The organism is Pseudonocardia sp. NPDC046786 (assembly GCF_040645415.1).
Classification (GTDB): Bacteria; Actinomycetota; Actinomycetes; order Mycobacteriales; family Pseudonocardiaceae; genus Pseudonocardia; species Pseudonocardia kongjuensis.
Genome location: NZ_JBEYYF010000006.1, coordinates 106511 through 127220 on the forward strand (window position 1 = coordinate 106511; position 20710 = coordinate 127220).

The 20710-nt window shown below is 74.6% G+C and carries 22 protein-coding genes; 12 read left to right on the forward strand and 10 right to left on the reverse strand.

The genetic code is table 11. From position 1 onward, the window contains the following. Window positions 1-30: 30 nt before the first annotated feature. The 4 genes from ABZ881_RS09540 to ABZ881_RS09555 are packed head-to-tail and all read left to right on the forward strand — an operon-like array spanning window position 31 to window position 3947. Window positions 31-957, forward strand: a complete 927-nt coding sequence (locus ABZ881_RS09540; protein WP_344026455.1) for an ABC transporter permease — start codon at window positions 31-33, stop codon at window positions 955-957. A 10-nt stretch (window positions 958-967) separates the two neighbouring features. After that, complete coding sequence (locus ABZ881_RS09545) at window positions 968-1891, forward strand: ABC transporter permease (protein ID WP_358483570.1); 924 nt, start codon at window positions 968-970, stop codon at window positions 1889-1891. Further along, the gene (locus ABZ881_RS09550; protein ID WP_358483265.1) at window positions 1888-2940 is read left to right on the forward strand and encodes an ABC transporter ATP-binding protein; all 1053 of its coding nucleotides are present in this window, start codon (window positions 1888-1890) and stop codon (window positions 2938-2940) included. The genes ABZ881_RS09545 and ABZ881_RS09550 overlap by 4 nt, the downstream gene beginning before the upstream one ends. Continuing rightward, window positions 2937-3947, forward strand: a complete 1011-nt coding sequence (locus ABZ881_RS09555; RefSeq protein ID WP_358483267.1) for a dipeptide ABC transporter ATP-binding protein — start codon at window positions 2937-2939, stop codon at window positions 3945-3947. Before ABZ881_RS09550 ends, ABZ881_RS09555 begins: the two co-directional genes overlap by 4 nt. 57 nt (window positions 3948-4004) lie before the next feature. On the opposite strand, the gene ABZ881_RS09560 is transcribed toward ABZ881_RS09555, so the two are convergent. Continuing rightward, the gene (locus ABZ881_RS09560; protein ID WP_358483269.1) at window positions 4005-5882 is read right to left on the reverse strand and encodes an ABC transporter family substrate-binding protein; all 1878 of its coding nucleotides are present in this window, start codon (window positions 5880-5882) and stop codon (window positions 4005-4007) included. Between the two features lie 151 nt (window positions 5883-6033). Continuing rightward, window positions 6034-7929: a translational GTPase TypA gene (typA, locus tag ABZ881_RS09565; protein ID WP_358483573.1), complete on the reverse strand. Its 1896-nt coding sequence runs from the start codon at window positions 7927-7929 to the stop codon at window positions 6034-6036. A 124-nt stretch (window positions 7930-8053) separates the two neighbouring features. Here typA and ABZ881_RS09570 point away from each other — a divergent pair, with 124 nt between their 5' ends. Continuing rightward, window positions 8054-8203 (forward strand): hypothetical protein, encoded by a 150-nt coding sequence (locus ABZ881_RS09570; protein ID WP_344026465.1) that lies wholly within the window; start codon window positions 8054-8056, stop codon window positions 8201-8203. An 8-nt stretch (window positions 8204-8211) separates the two neighbouring features. On the opposite strand, the gene ABZ881_RS09575 is transcribed toward ABZ881_RS09570, so the two are convergent. The 3 genes from ABZ881_RS09575 to ABZ881_RS09585 form a co-directional block, all read right to left on the reverse strand. Next, complete coding sequence (locus ABZ881_RS09575) at window positions 8212-8667, reverse strand: hypothetical protein (protein ID WP_358483272.1); 456 nt, start codon at window positions 8665-8667, stop codon at window positions 8212-8214. Beyond that, window positions 8664-9638 carry a hypothetical protein gene (locus ABZ881_RS09580; RefSeq protein WP_358483273.1) on the reverse strand — a complete coding sequence of 325 codons (975 nt, stop codon included), beginning with the start codon at window positions 9636-9638 and terminating at the stop codon, window positions 8664-8666. Before ABZ881_RS09580 ends, ABZ881_RS09575 begins: the two co-directional genes overlap by 4 nt. Before the next feature lie 92 nt (window positions 9639-9730). After that, window positions 9731-10558 (reverse strand): NUDIX domain-containing protein, encoded by an 828-nt coding sequence (locus ABZ881_RS09585; protein ID WP_358483275.1) that lies wholly within the window; start codon window positions 10556-10558, stop codon window positions 9731-9733. 123 nt (window positions 10559-10681) lie between these two features. Between ABZ881_RS09585 and ABZ881_RS09590 the strand changes: the two genes are divergently transcribed. The 3 genes from ABZ881_RS09590 to ABZ881_RS09600 all read left to right on the forward strand — a co-directional run bounded on the left by ABZ881_RS09590 (window position 10682) and on the right by ABZ881_RS09600 (window position 12922). After that, window positions 10682-11662, forward strand: a complete 981-nt coding sequence (locus ABZ881_RS09590) for an ABC transporter ATP-binding protein (protein WP_358483276.1) — start codon at window positions 10682-10684, stop codon at window positions 11660-11662. A gap of 58 nt (window positions 11663-11720) precedes the next feature. Further along, window positions 11721-12557 (forward strand): ABC transporter permease, encoded by an 837-nt coding sequence (locus ABZ881_RS09595; RefSeq protein WP_358483278.1) that lies wholly within the window; start codon window positions 11721-11723, stop codon window positions 12555-12557. Between the two features lie 65 nt (window positions 12558-12622). Next, a complete protein-coding gene (locus tag ABZ881_RS09600) occupies window positions 12623-12922 on the forward strand; it encodes a 4a-hydroxytetrahydrobiopterin dehydratase (RefSeq protein WP_358483280.1) in 300 nt (99 codons plus the stop codon). A gap of 48 nt (window positions 12923-12970) precedes the next feature. Here the strand turns inward: ABZ881_RS09600 and ABZ881_RS09605 are convergent, their stop codons facing one another. Then, entirely contained in the window at window positions 12971-13783 is an 813-nt protein-coding gene (locus ABZ881_RS09605; protein ID WP_358483281.1) for a carbon-nitrogen hydrolase family protein, read from the reverse strand. A gap of 226 nt (window positions 13784-14009) precedes the next feature. On the opposite strand from ABZ881_RS09605, the gene ABZ881_RS09610 reads away from it, so the two are divergent. Further along, entirely contained in the window at window positions 14010-15080 is a 1071-nt protein-coding gene (locus ABZ881_RS09610; RefSeq protein WP_344026478.1) for a 3-deoxy-7-phosphoheptulonate synthase, read from the forward strand. A 102-nt stretch (window positions 15081-15182) separates the two neighbouring features. After that, the gene (gene mscL, locus ABZ881_RS09615) at window positions 15183-15605 is read left to right on the forward strand and encodes a large conductance mechanosensitive channel protein MscL (RefSeq protein ID WP_358483283.1); all 423 of its coding nucleotides are present in this window, start codon (window positions 15183-15185) and stop codon (window positions 15603-15605) included. 40 nt (window positions 15606-15645) lie between these two features. Here mscL and ABZ881_RS09620 read toward each other — a convergent pair whose 3' ends face one another. Genes ABZ881_RS09620 through ABZ881_RS09630 form a run of 3 tightly spaced genes read right to left on the reverse strand, consistent with a single transcriptional unit; the run spans window position 15646 to window position 16920 of the window. Continuing rightward, the gene (locus tag ABZ881_RS09620) at window positions 15646-16062 is read right to left on the reverse strand and encodes a hypothetical protein (protein WP_358483286.1); all 417 of its coding nucleotides are present in this window, start codon (window positions 16060-16062) and stop codon (window positions 15646-15648) included. 48 nt (window positions 16063-16110) lie between these two features. After that, a complete protein-coding gene (locus tag ABZ881_RS09625) occupies window positions 16111-16596 on the reverse strand; it encodes a GNAT family N-acetyltransferase (protein WP_358483574.1) in 486 nt (161 codons plus the stop codon). 42 nt (window positions 16597-16638) lie between these two features. After that, complete coding sequence (locus ABZ881_RS09630) at window positions 16639-16920, reverse strand: hypothetical protein (protein WP_358483288.1); 282 nt, start codon at window positions 16918-16920, stop codon at window positions 16639-16641. Window positions 16921-17066: 146 nt separating this feature from the next. Here ABZ881_RS09630 and ABZ881_RS09635 point away from each other — a divergent pair, with 146 nt between their 5' ends. Beyond that, window positions 17067-17624: a TetR/AcrR family transcriptional regulator gene (locus tag ABZ881_RS09635; RefSeq protein ID WP_358483290.1), complete on the forward strand. Its 558-nt coding sequence runs from the start codon at window positions 17067-17069 to the stop codon at window positions 17622-17624. A 105-nt stretch (window positions 17625-17729) separates the two neighbouring features. Here the strand turns inward: ABZ881_RS09635 and ABZ881_RS09640 are convergent, their stop codons facing one another. Continuing rightward, window positions 17730-18362: a hypothetical protein gene (locus ABZ881_RS09640; RefSeq protein ID WP_358483292.1), complete on the reverse strand. Its 633-nt coding sequence runs from the start codon at window positions 18360-18362 to the stop codon at window positions 17730-17732. Between the two features lie 708 nt (window positions 18363-19070). Between ABZ881_RS09640 and ABZ881_RS09645 the strand changes: the two genes are divergently transcribed. Further along, a complete protein-coding gene (locus ABZ881_RS09645) occupies window positions 19071-20666 on the forward strand; it encodes a GMC oxidoreductase (RefSeq protein ID WP_358483294.1) in 1596 nt (531 codons plus the stop codon). The last annotated feature ends 44 nt before the right edge of the window (window positions 20667-20710 follow it).

The window sequence follows — 20710 nt, forward strand, 5'->3', positions numbered from 1 at the left end:
CCGGGCGTGTCCCGAACCCGGAGGTGACCCGTGGGGCGCTATGTCCTGCGACGACTCCTGCAGCTGGTGCCGGTCTTCATCGGCACCACCTTCCTCATCTACTTCATGGTCTGGGCGCTGCCCGGCGACCCGCTGGCCGGCAAGTGCGGCGACCAGGCCTGTCCTCCCGCCTTCATCGAACGCATGCGCGTGGAGTACGGTCTCGACCAGCCGATCCTGGTCCAGTACTTCTCGTACCTCGGTGGACTGCTGCAGGGCGACTTCGGGCAGAACTTCCGCGGCCAGGACGTCGGCACGCTGATCGCGAACACCTACCCGGTGACGATCAAGCTGGCCGTGGTCGCGCTGCTCATCCAAGCGGTCATCGGTCTCACCGCGGGCGTCCTGACCGGACTGCGGCCCGGCGGCTTCCTGGACAACGTCGTGCTCACCGCGACGCTGTTCCTGGTCGCCGTCCCGGTGTTCGTCACCGGCTACGTGCTGCAGGCCGTCCTGGGGCTGCGGCTGGGGCTGATCCCGCCGACCGTCCCGGCGAACCCGGGCTTCCTCGACCTGATCGTGCCCGGCTACGTGCTCGGCAGCCTGTCCCTGGCCTACGTGGCCCGGCTGACCCGGACCTCGATCGCGGAGAACTCGCGGGCCGACTACGTACGGACGGCGACCGCGAAGGGCCTGAGCCGCAATCGCGTCGTCGGGGTGCACCTGACCCGCAACTCGGCGATCCCGGTGATCACCTTCCTCGGCGCGGACTTCGGCAGCCTGATGGGCGGCGCGATCGTCACCGAGGGCATCTTCAACATCCGCGGGATCGGCGGGCTCATCTTCGAGTCGATCCAGCGGCTCGACGGGGTGGTCGTCACCGGGGTGGTCGTGCTCCTGGTGATGGTGTACCTCCTCGCGAACCTGCTCGTGGACGTCACCTACGCGCTGCTCGACCCGAGGATCCGCCTTGACTGACCCCACCACCGTGACCTCGGACAAGCCGGTAGCGTCGCCGGCGGCCGCGGAGGCCGCCGTCACCCGCTCCCGGAGCCTCGGCGCCGACGCCTGGTACGACCTGCGGCGGAGGCCGCTGTTCATCGTCGCCGCGACGCTGATCGGGGCGCTGCTCGTGCTGGCCGCGTTCCCGCAGCTGTTCACCTCGGTCGATCCGACCGTCGGCGACCTCTCGCGGGCCCGGCAGGGGCCGTCGGCGGAGGCCTGGTTCGGCTACGACAACCTCGGCCGCGACGTGTTCGCCCGCACCATCTACGGCACCCGGGTCTCGATCGTCGTCGGCGTGCTGGCGACCACATTCGTGGTGCTGCTCGGCGCCGTCATGGGTCTGATCGCCGGGTTCGTCGGCGGCTGGCTCGACTCGCTGCTGGCCCGGATCGCGGACGTGTTCTTCGGCGTCCCGTTCGTGCTCGGCGCCATCGTGGTGCTCTCCACGTTCCGCCAGTCCGTCGGGCAGAGCGTGATCGGGATCAGCGGCCTGGTGATCGGCACGATCGGCCTGCTGTCCTGGCCGGTCACCATGCGGATCATGCGGTCGGCGGCGATCGCGGCCCGCAGCCAGGACTACGTGAAGGCGGCCCGCGCGCTGGGCGCCGGGCCGTGGCGGATCATCGTGCGGCACATGCTGCCGAACACGATCGCGCCGGTGATGGTCTACGCCACCATCGCGCTCGGCGCCTTCATCGGCGCCGAAGCGACGCTGTCGTTCCTGGGTGTCGGCCTGCGCGATCCCGTCGTCTCCTGGGGCGTGATGATCAGCGAGGCGCAGAGCTACCTGCGGACCTCGCCGCACCTGCTGCTGTTCCCGGGCGGATTCCTGGTCGTCACCGTGCTCGCCTTCGTGCTGCTCGGTGACGCCGTCCGTGACGCGTTCGACCCGAAGGGCCGCTCATGAGCACCCCACCCGCAGGGCCGCTCGTCAACACCGAGACGAGTGCGGCGCCCGGGCCCACCGGCCTCGCCGACGCACCGCTGCTGGAGGTCGAGGACCTGCGCGTCGAGTTCCACACCCGGGACGGGGTGGCCTCGGTGCTCAACGGCGTCAGCTACCACGTCCGGGCCGGCGAGACCCTCGCCGTGCTGGGCGAGTCCGGCTCCGGCAAGTCGGTCACCGCGAACACGGTGATGGGCATCCTGCCGGTGCCGCCGGCCCGGATCACCGGCGGCGCGATCCGCTACCGCGGCGAGGAGCTGCTGACCGCCGACGAGGAACGGCGCCGGGAGCTGCGCGGCGAGCACGTCGCGATGATCTTCCAGGACGCGCTGTCCGCGCTGAACCCGGTGTTCACCGTCGGGTTCCAGATCGGCGAGCAGCTGCGCACCCGGCGCGGGATGAGCCGCCGGGACGCCCGGGCCCGGGCCGTCGAGCTGCTCGACATGGTCGGCATCCCGGGCGCGAAGCAGCGCGTCACCAGCTTTCCGCACGAGTTCTCCGGCGGGATGCGGCAGCGCGCGATGATCGCGATGTCGCTGGCGCTCGATCCGGACGTGCTGATCGCCGACGAGCCGACCACCGCGCTGGACGTCACGGTGCAGGCCCAGATCATGGACCTGCTCGCCGACATCCAGCGCGAGCGGGAGATGGGCCTCATCCTGATCACCCACGATCTCGGCGTCGTTGCCGAGGTCGCGGACCGGATCGCGGTGATGTACGCGGGCCGGATCGTGGAGCAGGGCGACGTGCACCAGCTGTTCGCCGAGCCCCGCCACCCGTATACCGAGGCCCTGCTGGCGTCGATCCCGCGGCTGGACAGCAAGGGCACCGAGCTGCAGGCGATCCGCGGGCTGCCGCCGACGCTGACCCGGATCCCGTCCGGCTGCCCGTTCCACCCGCGCTGCCCGCGGGTCAGGGACGTCTGCCGGGAGACCGACCCGCCGCTGCTGGCACTGCCCGGCGGGCGTGCCTCGGCGTGCCTGTTCGCCGAGGAGCTGGCGCAGTCATGAACACACCCGAACAGATCCTCGAGGTCGACGGCCTCGTCAAGCACTTCCCGGTCAAGATCGGCGCGGTGATCAAGCGGACGGTCGGCCACGTCCGCGCCGTCGACGGGGTGTCGTTCACCCTGAACAAGGGCGAGACGCTCGGCATCGTCGGCGAGTCGGGCTGCGGCAAGTCGACGCTGGCCCAGGTGCTGATGCGGCTGGAACCGCCGACCGCGGGCGCCGTGCGCTTCCACGGTGAGGACATCTTCACCAAGCGCGGCGCCGCGCTGAAGGCGCTGCGCCGGCAGGTCCAGATCGTGCTGCAGGACCCGTACACCTCGCTGAACCCGCGGATGACGGTCGCCGACATCGTCGGGGAGCCGTTCGAGATCCATCCGGAGGTGGCCCCGAAGGGCGACCGGCGGCGGAAGGTGCAGGAGCTGCTCGACGTCGTCGGGCTGAACCCGGACTTCGTGAACCGCTACCCGCACCAGTTCTCCGGCGGGCAGCGGCAGCGGATCGGGATCGCCAGGGCGCTCGCGCTGCGCCCCGAGGTGATCATCTGCGACGAGCCGGTGTCCGCGCTGGACGTGTCGATCCAGGCGCAGGTGATGAACCTGCTGGGCGAGCTGCAGCGCGAGTTCGGGCTGTCCTACATCTTCATCGCGCACGACCTGTCGGTGGTGCGGCACCTGTCGGACCGGGTCGGCGTCATGTACCTGGGCAAGATGGTGGAGCTCGGCACCGAGGCCGAGATCTACACCCGGGCCGCGCACCCGTACACCCAGGCGCTGCTGTCCGCGGTGCCGGTGCCCGACCCGTCGGTGCGCGAGGGACGGTCGCGGATCCGGCTGACCGGCGACGTCCCCAGCCCGGTGGACCCGCCGAGCGGCTGCCGGTTCCGGACGCGCTGCTGGAAGGCCACCGAGATCTGCTCGACCGAGGAGCCGGAGCTGACGGTCCGCTCCGGCGGGCACCATCTCAGCGGCTGCCACCACGCGCACGAGGAGAACCTGCTGCCCGGCTGATCCGCCCGCGGTGGCCGTGCCGTGCGGCGCGGCCACCGCGGTGGACCGGATGCCGGATCAGTTGTCGGCGTCCGGCTCCTCGGTGCCGGTGTCGTCCTCCCGCGAGCCCTCCGGCTCGGACCAGGCCTGCGCGCCGGTCATCGGCCCGGTCGCGATCGGGCCGGGGGTGACGCCGGTCGACGCGTCGGTCTCCCGGTTGCTGATCACGAGCCCCTGCGCCTGGTAGAGCGGCAGCGCGGGGAGCTGGCGCCACAGCACCCGCTCGGCCTCGGCGACGACCGCCGGATCGGCCACCGAGCCGGTCAGCTCGTCCAGCAGCGGCTGCAGGACCGGGAAGCAGGACGTGCCGGGCAGGTCCTCGCCGACGTCGTCCGGCGGGCAGCCGTACACCGAGTCCAGCCGCGGCCCGATCGCGCCGTAGGCCGGCCGGGGCGCGACGAGCACGTCCACCGCGACCGGTGCGCCGCCGCCCGCGGCGGTGGTCGGGGACGTGGTCGGCGGACTCGTCGGCTCGGCGGGGTCCGTCGGCCCGGCGGCCGGCGGTGGAGTGCCTGCCCCGTCGCCGGGGGCGGGGCCCGCCCCGGGCGCCGGGGTGGTGGTCGGGCTCGGCGTCGTCGGGGCGACGCTGGCGCTGGTCAGCAGATCCGGCGCGGACGGCGCGACGATCGTCGCCTGGATGCCGCCCGCCGTCAGCTGCTCGGCGACGATCCGGGCGACCTCGACGTCCTCGCTCCGTTCGGCGCCGGCCCCGATGACGACGCTGAGCGGCCGCCCGCCGAGCGTCCAGCGCCCGTTCCCGCCGCGGACGTACCCGGCCTCGGTGAAGGCCGCCTCGGCGACGGCCGGGTCCGGCCGGCCGGGCGCCCCGGGTGGTGCGGTCGGCTGGTAGCCGGGATCGGAGGGGGCGGCGCCGAACGCGTCGGTGGGGACGGCCTCCGGGCTGACCCGCTCGCGGATCGCGGCCCGGTCCAGTGTCGCCGCGATGCCCTCGCGGACCCGCGGATCGGCCAGCGGGCCGTCCTGGGTGCGGAACTCCAGCTGCTGCACGGCCGGGCGCGGGCCGCGCTGCACGGTCGGTGGCTCCGGGGACCCGGCGAGCACGTCGAGCGCCTGCCCGATCTCCGGCCGGGCGTCCGGCAGCGCCAGGTCGATGCCCTGACTCTCCAGCGCGGTCGGCAGCGTGTTCGGCGGGATCCGGCGCAGCACGATCTCGTCGATCACCGCGGAGGTGTCCCAGTACGGGTCGTTGCGGACCAGTAGCACCTCGCCGCGCAGCCGGTCGACCTGCATCAGCCGGAACGGGCCGCCCGAGGCGGGCACACCGTTCGCGAACGGGGCCGTCCAGCCGCCGGGCGCGTCCTTGAGCAGGTGCGCGGGGAGCAGGTTGTCGAACAGCTCCTGCCAGTGCGGGTAGGGCCGGTCGAAGACGACGTCGACGGCCTTGCCGGCGGCCCGCGACCGGACGTCGGTGATCTCCCGGTAGCCGGCGGCGCCGATCGTGTTCGGCTGGGTGCGCATCTGCTGCCAGAGGTAGACGAAGTCCTCCGCGGCGATCGGCGCGCCGGTGGACCAGCCGGCCTCCACGTTCAGCTCGTAGCTGACCGTGAACGGCTCCTGCGAGGTGACCGTCGCGTCGGTCGCGACGGTCCGGTCCAGCTGCAGGTTCCCGTCGGTGTCCGGGCGGAACACCGACGGGAGCGCCATCGTGGCGATCGCCGTCGTCACCGGCGACTGGTCGGAGCGCAGGTGCGGGTTGAACCCGGGCCCCAGCTCGTCGACGCCGGCCACCACCCGGGTCGCGGTGGTGATCGGCTCGGTGGGTGCGTCGATGTCCGGCGGCGGGGCGGGCTGGGGATCGGCGCTGCACGCGGTCAGCGCCAGCAGGCCGGCCAGCAGCAGCGCGGGGAGCGCTCGGAACGGTCGCCGTGCTCTCACGTCCGCAGTATCCCCGCCGGGCTCCGCCGGCCCACCGGACGGGGTGGGTCGGCGGGTCGCTCTGCTCTGCTCACCTGGGCGCGCCGGGGTGCCTCTGCTCTGCTCACCAGGGCACGCCGGCTCTCACCCCGCCCGCGGCCGACGGCCGGGCTCACTTGGCGGCGTTCGCCGCCGCCTTGGCCCGGGACCGGGCGCGGGCCCGCAGGTTCGGGTCCAGCTCGGTCTTGCGGATCCGCACGTTCTCCGGCGTGACCTCGACGCACTCGTCGGTCGCGCAGAACTCGAGCGACTGCTCGAGCGAGAGGACCGTCGGCGGTATCAGCTTGACCAGCACGTCGCTCGTCGAGGAGCGGATGTTGGTCAGCTTCTTCTCCCGGGTGATGTTCACCTCGAGGTCCTCGTTGCGCGTGTACTCGCCGACGACCATGCCGCCGTAGACGAGGGTGGTCGGCCCGACGAACAGGGTGCCGCGGTCAGCGAGCTGGTCGATCGCGTACGGCGTGACCGGCCCGGACCGGTCGGAGATCAGCGAGCCCTTGTTGCGGGTACGGATCTCGCCGACCCAGGGGCCGTAGCCGTCGAAGACGTGACTGGCGATGCCGGCGCCGCGGGTGATCGTGAGGAACTCGGTGCGGAAGCCGATCAGGCCCCGCGACGGGACCCGGAACTCCATCCGCACCCGGCCCTCGCCGTGCACCATGTCGCCCATCTCGCCCTTGCGGGCGGCGAGCAGCTGGGTCACCGCGCCGAGGGCGTCCTCCGGGACGTCCACCGACAGCTGCTCGAACGGCTCGTGGAGCTTGCCGTCGACGGTCTTCGTGACCACCTGCGGCTTGCCGACGGTGAGCTCGAAGCCCTCCCGGCGCATCGTCTCGACGAGCACGGCCAGCGCCAGCTCGCCGCGGCCCTGGACCTCCCAGGTGTCCGGACGCTCGGTGGGCAGCACCCGGACCGACACGTTGCCGACGAGCTCGGCGTCGAGCCGGTTCTTCACCAGCCGCGCGGTGAGCTTCTTGCCGGGGACCGGGTCGCGGCCGGCCAGCGGCGAGGTGTTGGTGCCGATCGTCATCGAGATCGCGGGCTCGTCGACGTCGATCCGGGGCAGCGCGACCGGCCGCTCCGGGTCGGCGAGGGTGTCGCCGATGGTCACCTCGGCGATGCCGGCGACGGCGACCAGGTCACCGGCGCGGGCCTCGTCGGCCGGGACGCGGGTGAGCGCCTCGGTCATCATCAGCTCGGTGATCTTGACCCGCGGCGTGCTGCCGTCCTCCCGGCACCAGGCGACCTGCTGGCCGCGGCGCACCACGCCCGCGCGGACCCGGCAGAGCGCGATCCGGCCCAGGAAGCTGGACGCGTCGAGGTTGGTGACGTGCATCTGCAGCGGGGCGTCCGGGTCGTCGGACGGCGGCGGCACGGTCGCCAGCAGCGTCTCGAACAGCGCGGTGAGGTCCTCGGCGTCGGGCAGCTCGCCGTCGCCGGGACGGATCCGGGACGCCTTGCCGGCGCGGCCGGAGGCGTAGACGACCGGGAGGTCGAGCAGGTGGCCGGTGACGGACTCGTCCAGGTCCAGCTCGTCGGCCAGCTCGAGCAGCAGCTCCAGGGACTCGTCGACGACCTCGGCGATCCGGGCGTCGCCGCGGTCGGTCTTGTTGACGACGAGCATCACCGGCAGGCCGGCGGTGAGGGTCTTGCGGAGCACGAACCGGGTCTGCGGCAGCGGGCCCTCGGAGGCGTCGACGAGCAGCACCACGCCGTCGACCATGGACAGGCCGCGCTCGACCTCGCCGCCGAAATCGGCGTGGCCCGGGGTGTCGACGACGTTGATCGTGTAGCCCTGCCAGCTCACCGCGGTGTGCTTGGCGAGGATCGTGATCCCCTTCTCGCGCTCCAGGTCGCCGGAGTCCATCACGCGGTCGACGAGCTCGGCGCGCTCGCCGAAGGCGCCGGACTGGCGCAGCATCGCATCGACGAGGGTGGTCTTGCCGTGGTCGACGTGCGCGACGATCGCGACGTTGCGCAGCTCGGGACGGCCGGCCTGATCAGGCACGGCGTCGCTCTCGAGCGCGGAGCGAGCATCGAGGGCCGAGGCGGAACGGGGGATGGTCACACCTCCACGGTATCCGGGGCAACCCCTGGTCCCTGCGCCGGGCGCAGGTTAGCCTGGCCTCCTCATGGGCAAGGTGAAGAAGAAGTGCTGCCGGTCCAAGCCGAAGCGCTGCAAGAGCTGTCCGGTCGTCGCGATGCGGTTGCGCAAGGCAGGTGCGGACGATCTGAGTGGCAAGGCCTTCGAGCGCGCACTGAAGATCGCGCGCATCTACTGACCCGTCCGTCAGGGCGCTGACCGGCCACGACACCGTTCGCGCGGGCACCGTAGTGCGCCGCCGAACGGTCCGGCCGCGGCGCCTGCGCGGGCGCGTGGGCGCCCGCCCGGGCGACCCGCAGATCCGCCGCGAACGTCCTCGACGGGGCCACCGGCCGGGCTCTGCGAGCCCCGTCCGGCCATGGCCGGAATCACATCGTCGTCCCGGTCACTCCGGTCCGGCGGCACCGCCCGTCCAAGCCACGGCCGGCCGCCGTGCACCGGTCCGGCACATCCCGTCCGTCCGGTGTTCACGCCGCCCAGGTCGCCGCTGGTCATGCCGGGACCCGTGCCGCCGTTCATGACAGTGTCCATGCCGCTGCCGTCCATGCCGCTGCTGTCCATGCCGCTGCCGTCCATGCCGCTGCTGTCCATGCCGCTGCCGGTCATGCCCAGGCCCACTCCGTTGTTCACGCCGTCGTTCATGCCGCGCGGCGCCCGGCCGCGCCGCCGCCGGGGCCGCCGGGGCGGCGGGTCAGCGCGAGCCGCAGCGCCGTCAGCGTGGCCGCCGGACGCAGCCACGGTTCGGCCGGATCCAGCACGAACACCCGCCAGCCGTGCCGTCGCAGCACGGCCTGCCGCCAGCCGCTGCCCGCGCGCGCCCCGGCGTACCCGTCGATCTCCACGGCGAGCCCGGCTCCGGGGAACGCCAGCGGCAGCACGATCCCGGCCACCGGGTGCGCGCACCGCCAGCCGCGGATCCGGTCCCGCTGCAGCAGGACGCGGAGCCTGTGCACCGCCCGGTCGGCCGCCCGCCGCGACGTCTCGGCCAGCAGCCTGCCGCTCTCCGCCGACCCGTGCGCGCCCAGGTTGCGGGCGTGCGCGGCGGTGAGCGCCGCCAGATCCGGTCCGGCCCCGCACAGGACGCGTTCCAGGAGTTCGGCGCCGGGCACCCCGGGATCGAGCACGGTCTCCAGCACGGCGAGCGCCGGAGCGGCGACGGCCATGCCGGCGTGCCCGGCGACGTCGGCCGGGCCGAGATCGCGTCTGCGAACCCGGATCCCGGCGCGCGACCGGGGTGCCCGGCAGCGCGGGACCGTCACGGTGACCTCAGCGGGTGCGGTCGCGAGCAGGCCCCAGCACCAGGCGGCCGCCGCGCCGGTCAGCACCGCGTCGTCGCCCGCCCACAGCACCGCGGCGCGGATCCGGGCCCGCTCCGAAGTGGGGCCCGCGGGATCGCGGTAGACCCGGGGATGGACCGGCTCCCAGCGCCGGGCCGCGAGCCGCCGGTCGACGACGTCGCGGGACAGACCGTGCGCGAGGGCCTGGGCCCGGGTCACCAGGCCGTCCTGCGCGGTGACGAGCCGGGCGAGCGGCGCCGGGAGCGGCCGGGCGGCGGTCGTCGGGGTCGGGGTCGGGGTCGGGGTCGGGGTCGGGGTGACGGGATTCCGGTTCATGTGGCTTGGACGACGCCGGGGCCCTCGCGGTTCCGGCCCGTCCCGGATGATCTCCACTTCGGCACCGGCGACCGCGCCGGACCGGCACCGGATCAGGGGCGCAGCAGCCCGAGCAGCTCCGCGACGACCGCGCGATCGGCGTCCAGCCAGCCCAGCGCCGCGATCTCACGCACCCCGACCCAGCACAGCGCCCGGTGCTCCCGCGGCTGCGGCTCCGGCGATCCGGGCAGCAGCCGGGCGGTGTGGATCCGCAGCACGCGACGGCCGATCGGCAGATCGGTACCCAGCCGCTCGCCGATCTCCACCCGGGCGTCCAGCTCCTCGGCGCACTCCCGGACCAGCGCTCCGGCCTCGGACTCCCCCGCTTCCACCCCGCCGCCCGGGAGCTCCCAGCGGCCGGCCAGCGCGGCCGGGTAGGACCGCTGGGCGGCCAGCAGCCTCCCGTCACGCACGATCGCCGCACCGACGACGACGGGTGCCACGCGCAGCTCGCCGGCCCGCTCGGCCAGCACGTCGCGGCGGGCGTCGAGCAGCCGGTGTCCGTAGCGTCGCAGTACCGGGTCGGTGAGCCGGCCGAACCCGCCGAGCGGCGCCGTCCAGGCGAGCTCGTCCTGCACCAGGGTCCCGCCGGTGCCGTCCGCGACGATCCGGGTCGCGTGCCGCAGCGCGGCCGCCGGGCCGGCCGCGAGCTCGGACCACAGGCCGTCCCGGCCGGCCCGGGTGATCCGGGTCCGGCAGCCGACGAGCCCGCCCGGGAGCGTCACCCGGACCTCGTCGCCCGCGACGAGCAGCGCCGCCTGCGCGGTCAGCCGGGCACCGGCCCGGGCGACGGCGGCCGCGGCCGGCGCCGTCTCCCGCAGCACGCCCGCCACCAGCTCGGGCGGGCCGGCCACACGATGGTCGAGACTGATCACCGGCACGGCGCCGATCCTCGCAGGGCGGTGCGGACGGGTGCGCGGCGCCGGTGGGTGCCGGGAGCGGACGTCACCGGTGGATGTTGCCGAAACGGCCCGCCCACGGATCCGGACGGCCACCCTGTCCCGGTGCACCCGACCGTCACCCTTCCGCCCGGCCGCCCACCCGCCGTCCGCGCCGTCGGCCTCGGCCGTGGCTTCCGCGGGGTCCGGGCCGTCGACCGCGTCGATCTCGACGTCCCGATGGGCTCCGTCCTCGGCCTGCTCGGTCCGAACGGGGCGGGCAAGACGACGTTGATGCGGATGCTGCTCGGGTTGCTCGCGCCGACCGAGGGCACGGTCGAGCTGCTCGGCAGGCGGTTGCCCGGGCGGGCCGCCGAGGTGCTGCCGCACGTCGGTGCGCTGATCGAGCTGCCCGCCGTGCACCCACACCGGACGGGCAGGCAGAACCTGCTCCGTTACGCCGCCGCCGAGCCGCTGCTGGACACCGCCCGGATCCCGTCCGCGGTCGCTGCGGTGCTGCACCGGGTCGGGTTGTCCGGGGCCGCCGACCGCCGGGTGCGCGAGTACTCGCTCGGCATGCGCCAGCGGCTCGGCCTGGCGGTCCCGCTGCTCACCCGGCGCCGCCTGGTGGTGCTCGACGAGCCGACCAACGGTCTCGATCCGGCGGGCACCCGCGACGTCCGGCGGCTGATCGGCGAGATGCACGCGGCCGGGGCGACCGTCGTGATCAGCTCCCACCTGCTCGGCGAGATCGAGGCGACCTGCACCCACGTCGCCGTGCTCCGGGCCGGCCGGCTGCTCACCGCCGGGCCGCTGGACGAACTGCTGGGCGGCGCCCCGGACCTCCTCGTGATCACCACCCCGGACGGCGGCCGGGCCGTGCAGGCGCTGCGGCAGCGCGGGGTCGACGCCGTCGCCGCGTCCGACGGCCGGGTGCACGTGCCGGGGGGGCGGGCCCCCGAGGTGGTGGCGCTGCTGGTGCACGCCGGCGTCGCGGTGCACGAGGTCACCCGGCCGTCCGCCCGGCTGGAGGACGTGTTCGCCCGGCTCACCGGCGACACCGGCGGGCCCGGGTCCCCCGCGGTGCCGGTCGGGGCGTACCCGTGAACCCGCCCGCCCGGCCCGGCCGGCCGGGGTGCCCGGCGGTACCGCCCGGGACGCACCGATGAGCGCGCCCGCCCGGCCCGGTGCCGGCCGGTTCCCGCAGCCCGGCCCGACGGTGGACCGTCCGGCCCGTACCCGGCGCCGGACGGCGGCGCCGCTGTCCCGGCTGCTGCGCTCGGAGATCGAGCTGGCGCTGGCCCGCCCGCGGACCGCGGTCGCCCTGGCGGCCGCCGCGCTCGTCCCGATCCTGGGGGCGACCGCGCTCGCGGCGAGCGGCCCGGAGCGCTACGCCTACGTCCTGGGCGTGCTGATGGTCGCACTGGCCGAGCCCGCCGCGTTCTCGCTCGGCATGCCGGTGGTGCTCGTCGCGGCGGACGCGTTCGCCACCGAGCGGGCCCGCGGCACCCTGGACGGGCTGCGGCTGTCCCCGGTCGGTTCCGGCCGGCTGGTGCTGCTGAAGGCGTCCGCCGTCGCCGCCGCCGCGGTGCTGGCCTCGGTCGTGGTGGTCGGCACCTCGCTGCTCGCCGGCTGGGCGGCGCTCGGGGCCGGGCCGTTCGGGACCGGCCCGACGCTGGCCAGGGCGCTGCTGCTCACGGTCTGGACGGCCGGTCAGCTGACCGGATTCGGCGTCCTGCTGCTCGCCGTGTCGGCGGCGGCGCGGCGCCCCTCGGTCGTCGTGGTGGCCGGGCTGGTGGCGCTGGTCGTCGCGCCGCTGGTGGCGGTGCTGTGGGGGCCTGCGGCACCGGCGCTGCCGACCGGGCACTGGCACGAGGTGCTCGCGGGCACGTTCAGCGCGCCGGTGGACACCGCAGCGGCATGGGCGACGACGCTGCGCGCGGCCGGGTTCGCCGTCGCCGGCGCCGGCGTCGCCGGGTACCTGCTGGGGCGTGGCTCGTGACCGCCCACGGGCCGTGCACGGCGGGCCGCTGGGCCGGACCGGGGCGATTACGCCACGATGGGGCGATGGCCACCCCCACGCTGTCCGACGCCGAGATCACCGCATCGCTGCTGAAGCTCCCGGGCTGGGAGCGGGACGGCGACGCGATCGTCCGCACCGCGAAGCTGCCCGACTTCGCCGCCGCGATAGCGGTGGTGGACCGGGTCGCCGACGACGCCGAGGCCGCCGACCACCACCCGGACATCGACATCCGCTACAACACGCTGACCTTCCGGCTGTCCACCCACTCCGAGGGCGGGCTGACCGCGAAGGACACCGACCTCGCCGGGCACATCTCGGACCGGATCACCGCGGCCGGCGGCTGAGCGGCACCCCGGACACCGGCCGGACAGGCCGGACGGCCCCGGGACCTCTCAGAAGCGCCGGTTGCGCAGCACCGGGACCTGCTCGCGCACCTGCCCGGCCACGGCCGGGTCGAGGTCCACGACGAGCAGACCCGGCTCCGCGCCGAGCCCGTCGACGATCTCGCCACGCGGACCCGCCACCAGGCTGTACCCGATCCCGGTCGGCGCCCGGCCGTGCTCGCCGCCGACGGTCGTCGGGTCGGCCTGGTCGCAGGCGACCACGAACGAGCCGGTGTCCAGCGCACGGGCCCGGGCCAGCAGCTCCCACTGCTCACGCTTACCCTCCCCCGCCCCCCAGGACGCCGGGACGACGAGCACCGTGGCGCCGGCGTCGGCGAGCCGCTGGTAGAGGCCGGGGAACCGGACGTCGTAGCAGGTGGACAGGCCCACGGTGACCGGATCGGTGCCGGCGCCGTCCGCCTCCGGGAGGTCCACGGTCACCGGCTCGGTCCCGGCGGCGACCGTGTCGGACTCGGCGAACCCGAAGGCGTCGAACATGTGGATCTTGTCGTAGTGCGTGTCCACGCCGCCGCCGGTGACCAGCAGCGTATTGCGGACCCGGCCGTCGCCGGACGGGGTGAACATCCCGGCGGCCACCGTCGTCCCGTGCTCGGCCGCGAGTGCGCGCACCCGGCCGGCCCACGGGCCGTCCAGCGGCTCGGCGACCGGGCTGAGCGGCACCCCGAAGCGGCACATCGTGGCCTCCGGGAACAGCACCAGCCGGGCGCCCGCGGCGACCGCCTCGCGGGTGAGCCGGTCGACCTCGGCGAGGTTGGCATCCGGGTCCGGGGCAGAGGAGATCTGGGCGAGCGCGATCCGCATGCGTCGGTGGTACCACGCGGCCGGGCCGGACACGCGCTCGATCTCCGGACGCCGGGTGGGGTACGGTCGGATCGTGCACAGCGCCTACTACTGGTTTCGCCAGCCGGCCCGGGATGGGTCGGCCGGCGCTGTAGTGCGCTGACCCTCCATCCCTCGAGCCGGCATCACGGACCGGCTCGGGCGAGGTGATCCGGGGCGGTCCGCCGGGAAAGGACCGCGGTCCCCGATGAGTACCCCCACCGCTCCACTGCTGGACGCCCCGCTGGACGACCGGCGCATCGAGCGGATCAGCCCGCTGATCTCCCCCGCGCTGCTGCGCCACGACCTGCCGTGCACCCCCGCGGTCGCCGACACGGTCACCCGCGGCCGCGCCGCGGTCACCGGCATCCTCGACGGCGCCGACGACCGGTTGCTGGTCGTCGTCGGCCCCTGCTCGGTGCACGATCCGGACGCAGCGCTGGACTACGCGCGGCGGCTGGCCGACCGGGCCGCGGAGCTGTCCGGCGAGCTGTGCGTCGTGATGCGCACCTACTTCGAGAAGCCGCGCACCACCGTCGGCTGGAAGGGCCTGATCAACGACCCGGGCCTGGACGGCACGTTCGACGTGAACCGGGGCCTGCGCACCGCCCGCAAGCTGCTGCTCGACATCTCCGCGCTGGGCCTGCCGGTGGGCTGCGAGTTCCTCGACCCGATCACCCCGCAGTTCATCGCCGACGTCGTCAGCTGGGGCTCGATCGGCGCCCGCACCGCGGAGAGCCAGGTGCACCGGCAGCTGGTCAGCGGCCTGTCGATGCCGGTCGGGATCAAGAACGCCACCGACGGCGACGTCCGCGCCGCGGTCGACGGGATGCGCGCGGCGGCGGCGTCGCACGTGTTCATGGGGGTCAACGCCGACGGGCTCGCCGGCCTGGTGACCACCACCGGCAACCCGGACACCCACGTGATCCTGCGCGGCGGCGCCCGGCCCAACTACTCCGCCGACGACGTCGCCGCGGTCGCGGCCCGGCTGCGGGAGGCCGGCCTGCCGGACCGGGTGGTGGTCGACGCCAGCCACGGCAACAGCGGCAAGGACCACGTGCGGCAGGCCGGCGTGGTCGGCGAGCTGGCCGGCCGGATCGCCGCCGGGGAGCGCGCGGTGACCGGCCTGATGATGGAGAGCTTCCTCGTCGAGGGCCGCCAGGAGCTCGGGCCGGACATGGTGCGCGGCCGGTCGGTGACCGACGCCTGCATGTCCTGGGACACCACCGACGCGCTGCTCGGGACCCTCGCCGACGCCGTCCGGGACGGACGCCGCTGAGCCCCGGCACGGCGTGGTGCGCCCCCGTGCCGGCCCCGGTGATGCCAGGCTCTGGACCCGGCCGGTCGGTTCACCGGCCGGGTCGACCGGGAAGGGACGGGCATGTTCAAGGGTTTCAAGGACTTCCTGATGCGCGGGAACGTCGTCGATCTCGCGGTGGCCGTGGTGATCGGCGCGGCCTTCACCGCGGTCGTCACGGCGTTCACCGAGGCGTTCCTGGAGCCGCTGATCCGGCTGGTGTCGGGGGGTGGCGAGCTCGGCGGCACCTTCGTGGTGAACGGCATCGAGTTCAACTGGGCGATGTTCGTGAACGCCGTGATCACCTTCCTGATCACCGCGGCCGTGGTGTACTTCCTGGTGGTGCTGCCGCTGAAGACGGTCCAGGAGCGGCGCAAGCCCGGCGAGCAGGAGGGCCCGGCCGATCCGACGGAGGTCGATCTGCTGGTGGAGATCCGCGACCTGCTGCGCGAGGGACGCCGGGACGAGGCGGCCGGCCGGCACGCGGCGGGCGGCCCCGCCGACTGACCGCACCGCCCCGGCCGCCGGACCGGCGGCCGGGCCCGGCTCAGCGGGCGGCACCGGGACCGCCGATCCGGGCCAGCACCCGCCGGCGCAGCAGCGTGTACTGGGCCCCGCAGCGCCGCGGCGGCCCGGGCGGTCGGACCACCACCCGGGGCGGCTGCACCGTCTCCCCCGGGGCGAACTGGTCGCCGGTCAGGTCGATCTCGACGCCGCCGGGCAACCGGTTCCACCAGTGGTAGCCCTGCAGCCGGCCGTCCGGATGCCACACCTCGGCGAGCAGCAGATCGCCGCCGAACAGGTCGTGCAGCACCAGGGCGGTGGCTCCGCACTGCCCGCGCGAGGGCAGCCGGGGGCTCCAGCCGCCGCGGTCCGCGTCGTCACAGGTGTCCCGGTCCCAGGACGACCGCACGGCGGCGGCGACCTCGGTCAGGGTGGGCACCGGCCCGGCTGCGGTGGTCATGGGCGCAACGCTAGGACCCGCCCCTGACAGTTCCGGCTCCGCCGCAGGTCAGGGCCCGTCCGGAACCGGCAGCGCGAGGGCGCGCTCCATCCGGTGCTCGGTGATCCCGTCCGGCCGTTCGACCACGCCGAGATCGGCGAACCCGTGCCTGCGGTACAGCGCCGCGGCCCGCCCGTTGCCGACGACGACGTGCAGGGCCAGCCGCCGCGCACCCCATCCGACGGCGTGCTCGGAGACGGCCGCGATCAGCGCGTCGGCCACCCCGGTGCCGCGGGCGTGCGGGGCGACCCACAGGGCGACCAGGTCGGCGACGCCGTCCGGATCCGGCGGCACCGCCACCACCTGCGCGCACGGCCGGCCGTCCAGCTCGGCGACCAGGTAGCGACCGGGGGCGTGCAGCCGGTCCCGCCACTCGTGCTCACCGGCACCCACCCAGTCCGCCAGCCGGCTGTGGAACGCCTGTGGCGCCTCGGCCAGCGCGGCCAGCCGCAGGTCGCGCCAGGTCCGCCAGTCGTCGGGACCCAGCGCCCGCACGGTGATCAACGAGCGCCTCCCGGGTACGGACGGACGCCGAACCTAGCAGCGCTGCGTCCGTCCACGGTCGTGCGACCGGCGTGCCATCGAGCCGGTGACGGCGAGGCAGCCGCAGGCGACCACGGCCGTCGTCTGGAGCACCGGATCGCCGTGCACCAGCAGCGTCACGACCAGGGCGGCGACCAGAGCCGCGCCGGTACCGCCGGCGGCCGGCGGCCGGGCGGCGGTCGGCAGGGCGGCGCGGAACCCGGCCGCGGCGGTGCCGAGCGCGGCCGCGAGCAGCAACGCCACCACCGCGTCCCACCAGGTCCACCCGGTCGTCACCCGGCGCTCCGTCCCGGCGCCCGGCGGCGCCCCGCGGACCAGCATGCCGGGACCGGCCGCGCCGGGCCTCGGCAATCCTGATGATCCACAGCCGGTCCGGGCGCGGACGGACGGCGCACCGGGAGCCGAGCTGCGAGGATGCCGCGGTGGATCCCAGGGTGGTGCGGACACGCCGGCGGCTGCAGGACGCGCTCCTGGCGCTCGCCCGCGAGCGCCTGCTGGAGGCGATCACCGTCGCCGACGTCGCCGAGCGCGCCGGGGTGAACCGCAGCAGCTTCTACCAGCACTACACCGACAAGGAGTCGCTGCTCGCGGACGCGCTGAGCGCGCAGGCCACGCTCGCCGGGGCGGACCTGTCCGACCTGGTCCTGGCCGAGATCGGGGCGCAGCCGCCGGCCGCGCTGCTGCGCTGGTTCGCGCACGTGTCCGATCACGCGACGCTCTACCGGCAGGCGCTCGGCGGTGCGGCCGCACCGGACGCGGCCGCGGTGATGCGGCGCTGGATGCAGGGCTTCGTCGCCGACACCGCCCAGCGGATGGGCTTCGCCGAGTCCGACGCCGGGATCCCGCTGGACGTGTTCGCGGCCGGGATGACCTGGTCGTTGCTCGGGGTGGCGGCGAGCTGGCTGGAACGCGATCCGCTGCCCGCCCCGGAGGTGGCCGCCGGGTGGGCGTGGCGGATGCTGGTGCGCCGGGACTTCTGAGCCTGCTCGGCGGTCCCGGACCGGCCGTGCCGCCCGGGCCGGGTCCATCGGCCCGGGCGGCACGTACCGCCCGCGGTGCGGGTCGGTGCGGGTCGGTGCGGGCTGTCAGCCCTGGACGATCCCGGAGTTGCTCTGGTCCACCGAGGTGGTGGACTGCGAGACCGGGCCGCTGGAGAGCAGGCCGCCGATGTTGATCGACGGGTTGACGGTCGCGTCGATCCCGATCAGGCCGCCCTTCTGGGAGGCGTAGCCGCCACCCGGGCCGTGCCCGGAGCCGGACTGCAGCACGCCGCTGTTGGAGCGGTCGACGGTGGTGGTGGACTGCTCGACCGCACCGGAGTTGAGGATGCCGCCGAGGTTGACCGACGGGCTCACGTCGAGCCCGAGGCCGACCAGGTCGTCGACCTGGACGGCGTGGCCGGCGCCGCAGCCGGACTGCACGATGCCCGAGTTGGACTCGTCGACGGCGGCGATGTGCTGGGAGACCGGGCCGCTGTTGGCGATGCCGCCGATGTTCAGGGCCGGGTCGACGGCCGCGTCGAGACCGAGCAGGCCGCCCTCCTGCGAGGCGAAGGACGGGGCGCAGTCGCGCTTCTTGTCGTGGCCCTTGCCGCTGTCGTGGTGGTCACCGGCGAGGGCCATCCCGGCGGAGCCGAGGGCGAGCGGGACGGTCAGGGCGCCGACGGTGGCGATCCGCCGCGCGGTACGGCGGGAGGAGGACGTCTCGGGGGCGTTCATGGCTCTCCTTCTCATCTGTGTGAACCGACCGTCAGCGTTCACGCTGTGTCACGGCCCGGTGTCGCAGAACGTACGGAACGCCTCTACGCAAGAGGACGTCGCCCCTCACTTGGTGCCCCATTCATCCGGTTATCCGGCGACAGTCCTACCGCTCGCCGTTGATCAACTACACATAGTGCTATCCAGCAGGTGTTGGATAAGCACTCTCCGTGAGATTTCGACACTTCACAGATCGTTACGGGCGACCCTCGATAAGAGGCACAGATCACATCGGTGCAACGCCGGCGCGACCGACACGTCCTAGGGCCCGACCACTTTCCGGCGATCCGGCGCGACACCCTCTCAACTGGCCGATGACGTGCCGAAGTGACCCGGTCGGAGCAACGACGACTGGACCGTTCCCCGCCTTCCACCGCACCGCTCGCCGCATATCGATCGCCGAACGGCCCTCTTGCGAGAGCGCCCCGCCGCACTCCGGCGCACCGGCCACGGTCACCGGCCCGACGACCCCTGACCTGCCACTACGCCATCTGACGTGATCGACTACGCCGGACGGCGGTGCGTCCCGGCCGGCCCGCGGGCGGACCGGAGAGCGACCCCAATCCGACATGTGTCGGAGAAGCTCGGCTAGGGTCGTCCCGGCACGGAACGAACGCTCCCCCGTTCACGGCCCGGCCACGCCCGGGCGTCACCCCGAGGAGTCCGTCGATGCCGACTCTCACCCGGCGCTCCCTGCTGGCCGCCGCAGCGGCCGCCGGCGGTGCGGCCGCACTGCACCTCGGCACCCGGTCCGCCGTCGCGGCGCCGGCCCCGGCGCGGGAGGAACGGCGGCGCGCGGTCGTCGTCGGTACCGGGTTCGGCGGGGCGGTCGCCGCGGCCCGGCTGGCCCGGGCCGGCGTCCCCGCGCTGGTGCTCGAACGCGGTGTTCGCTGGCCGGTCCGGCCCGGCGGCGACACCTTCCCGCTGATGTTCTCGCCGGACCGGCGGGCGTCCTGGCTGACCCCGGGACCGGTGCTCACCGGGTCCCCGCCCGCCGTCTGGAAGCCCTGGACCGGCGTCCTCGACCGGGTCCGCGGCATCGGGATGGACGTGCTCTGCGGCGCCGGCGTCGGCGGCGGCTCGCTCGTCTACCACGGGATGACGATGCAGCCCTCGGCCGAGACGTTCGCCGCGTCGATGTCCGCCGAGCTCGACTTCGAGCGGTTCGACCGCGACCACTACCGGCGGGTCGAGGCGGTGCTGGCCCCGGCGACGATCCCGGACGACGTGCTCGCGCACGGTCGCTACCGCAGCTCCCGGCAGTTCCTGCGGCGGGCCGAGGAGGCGGGGACCCCCGGCTTCCGGGTGCCGCTGCCGCTCGACTGGGACGTGGTGCGGCGCGAGCTGCGCGGCGAGCTCCCGCCGTCCTACAGCACCGGGGACGTGCTCTACGGCGCGAACAACGGCGGCAGGAACACCGTCGACCGGACCTGGCTCGCCGAGGCGGAGGCGACCGGGCTGGTCGAGGTCGCGCCGCTGCACCGGGCCGCCGACGTCGAGCGGGACCGCTCCGGACGCTGGGTGGTGCACACCGAACGGATCGGCACCGACGGCGTCGTGCTGGAGCGGATCCGGATCGTCACCGACGCGCTGTTCCTCGCCGCGGGCTCGGCCGGCACCACCCGGCTGCTGGTGAAGGCGCGGGCGAAGGGACTCGTTCCGGACCTGCCCGACGGCGTCGGCACCCGCTGGGGCAACAACGGCGACCGGATCTTCGCCTGGACCCCGGTCGGCGAGAGCCCCGGCGCCCTGCAGGGCGGGCCGGCCTGCGTCGGCGTCCGGGACTGGTCGGACCCGGCGCGCGCACTCACCGTCATCCAGGCCGGCGTGCCGTTCCCGGTCGACGTCGGCACCACCAGCATCATCGGCTACGGGATCGTCGAGCCGCGCGGCGAGTTCCGCTACGACCCGGTGCGCGACGACGCCGTCCTGCACTGGAGCCAGGCGTACGACGCGCAGCTCACCCGCGACGTCACCGCCCGGATCCGCCGGATCGTCGGCGGCGACCTGGTCACCGGCCTGCTGAACCCGACCCTGGACACCACCGCGTTCGACACCACCACCTACCACCCGCTGGGCGGCGCGACGATCGGCGACGTGTGCGACGCCGCCGGCCGGGTCCTCGGCCAGCGCGGCCTCTACGTCGTCGACGGCGCACTGATCCCCGGATCGACCGGGGCCTGCAACCCGTCGATGACGGTGGCCGCGCTCGCCGAGTACGCGCTGGACGGCATCCTCGGCGACGACCTGGGGACGGTCTTCTGATCGCCCGGCGAGCAGCGCGCCGGCCAGCAGCGCCGACAGCAGCA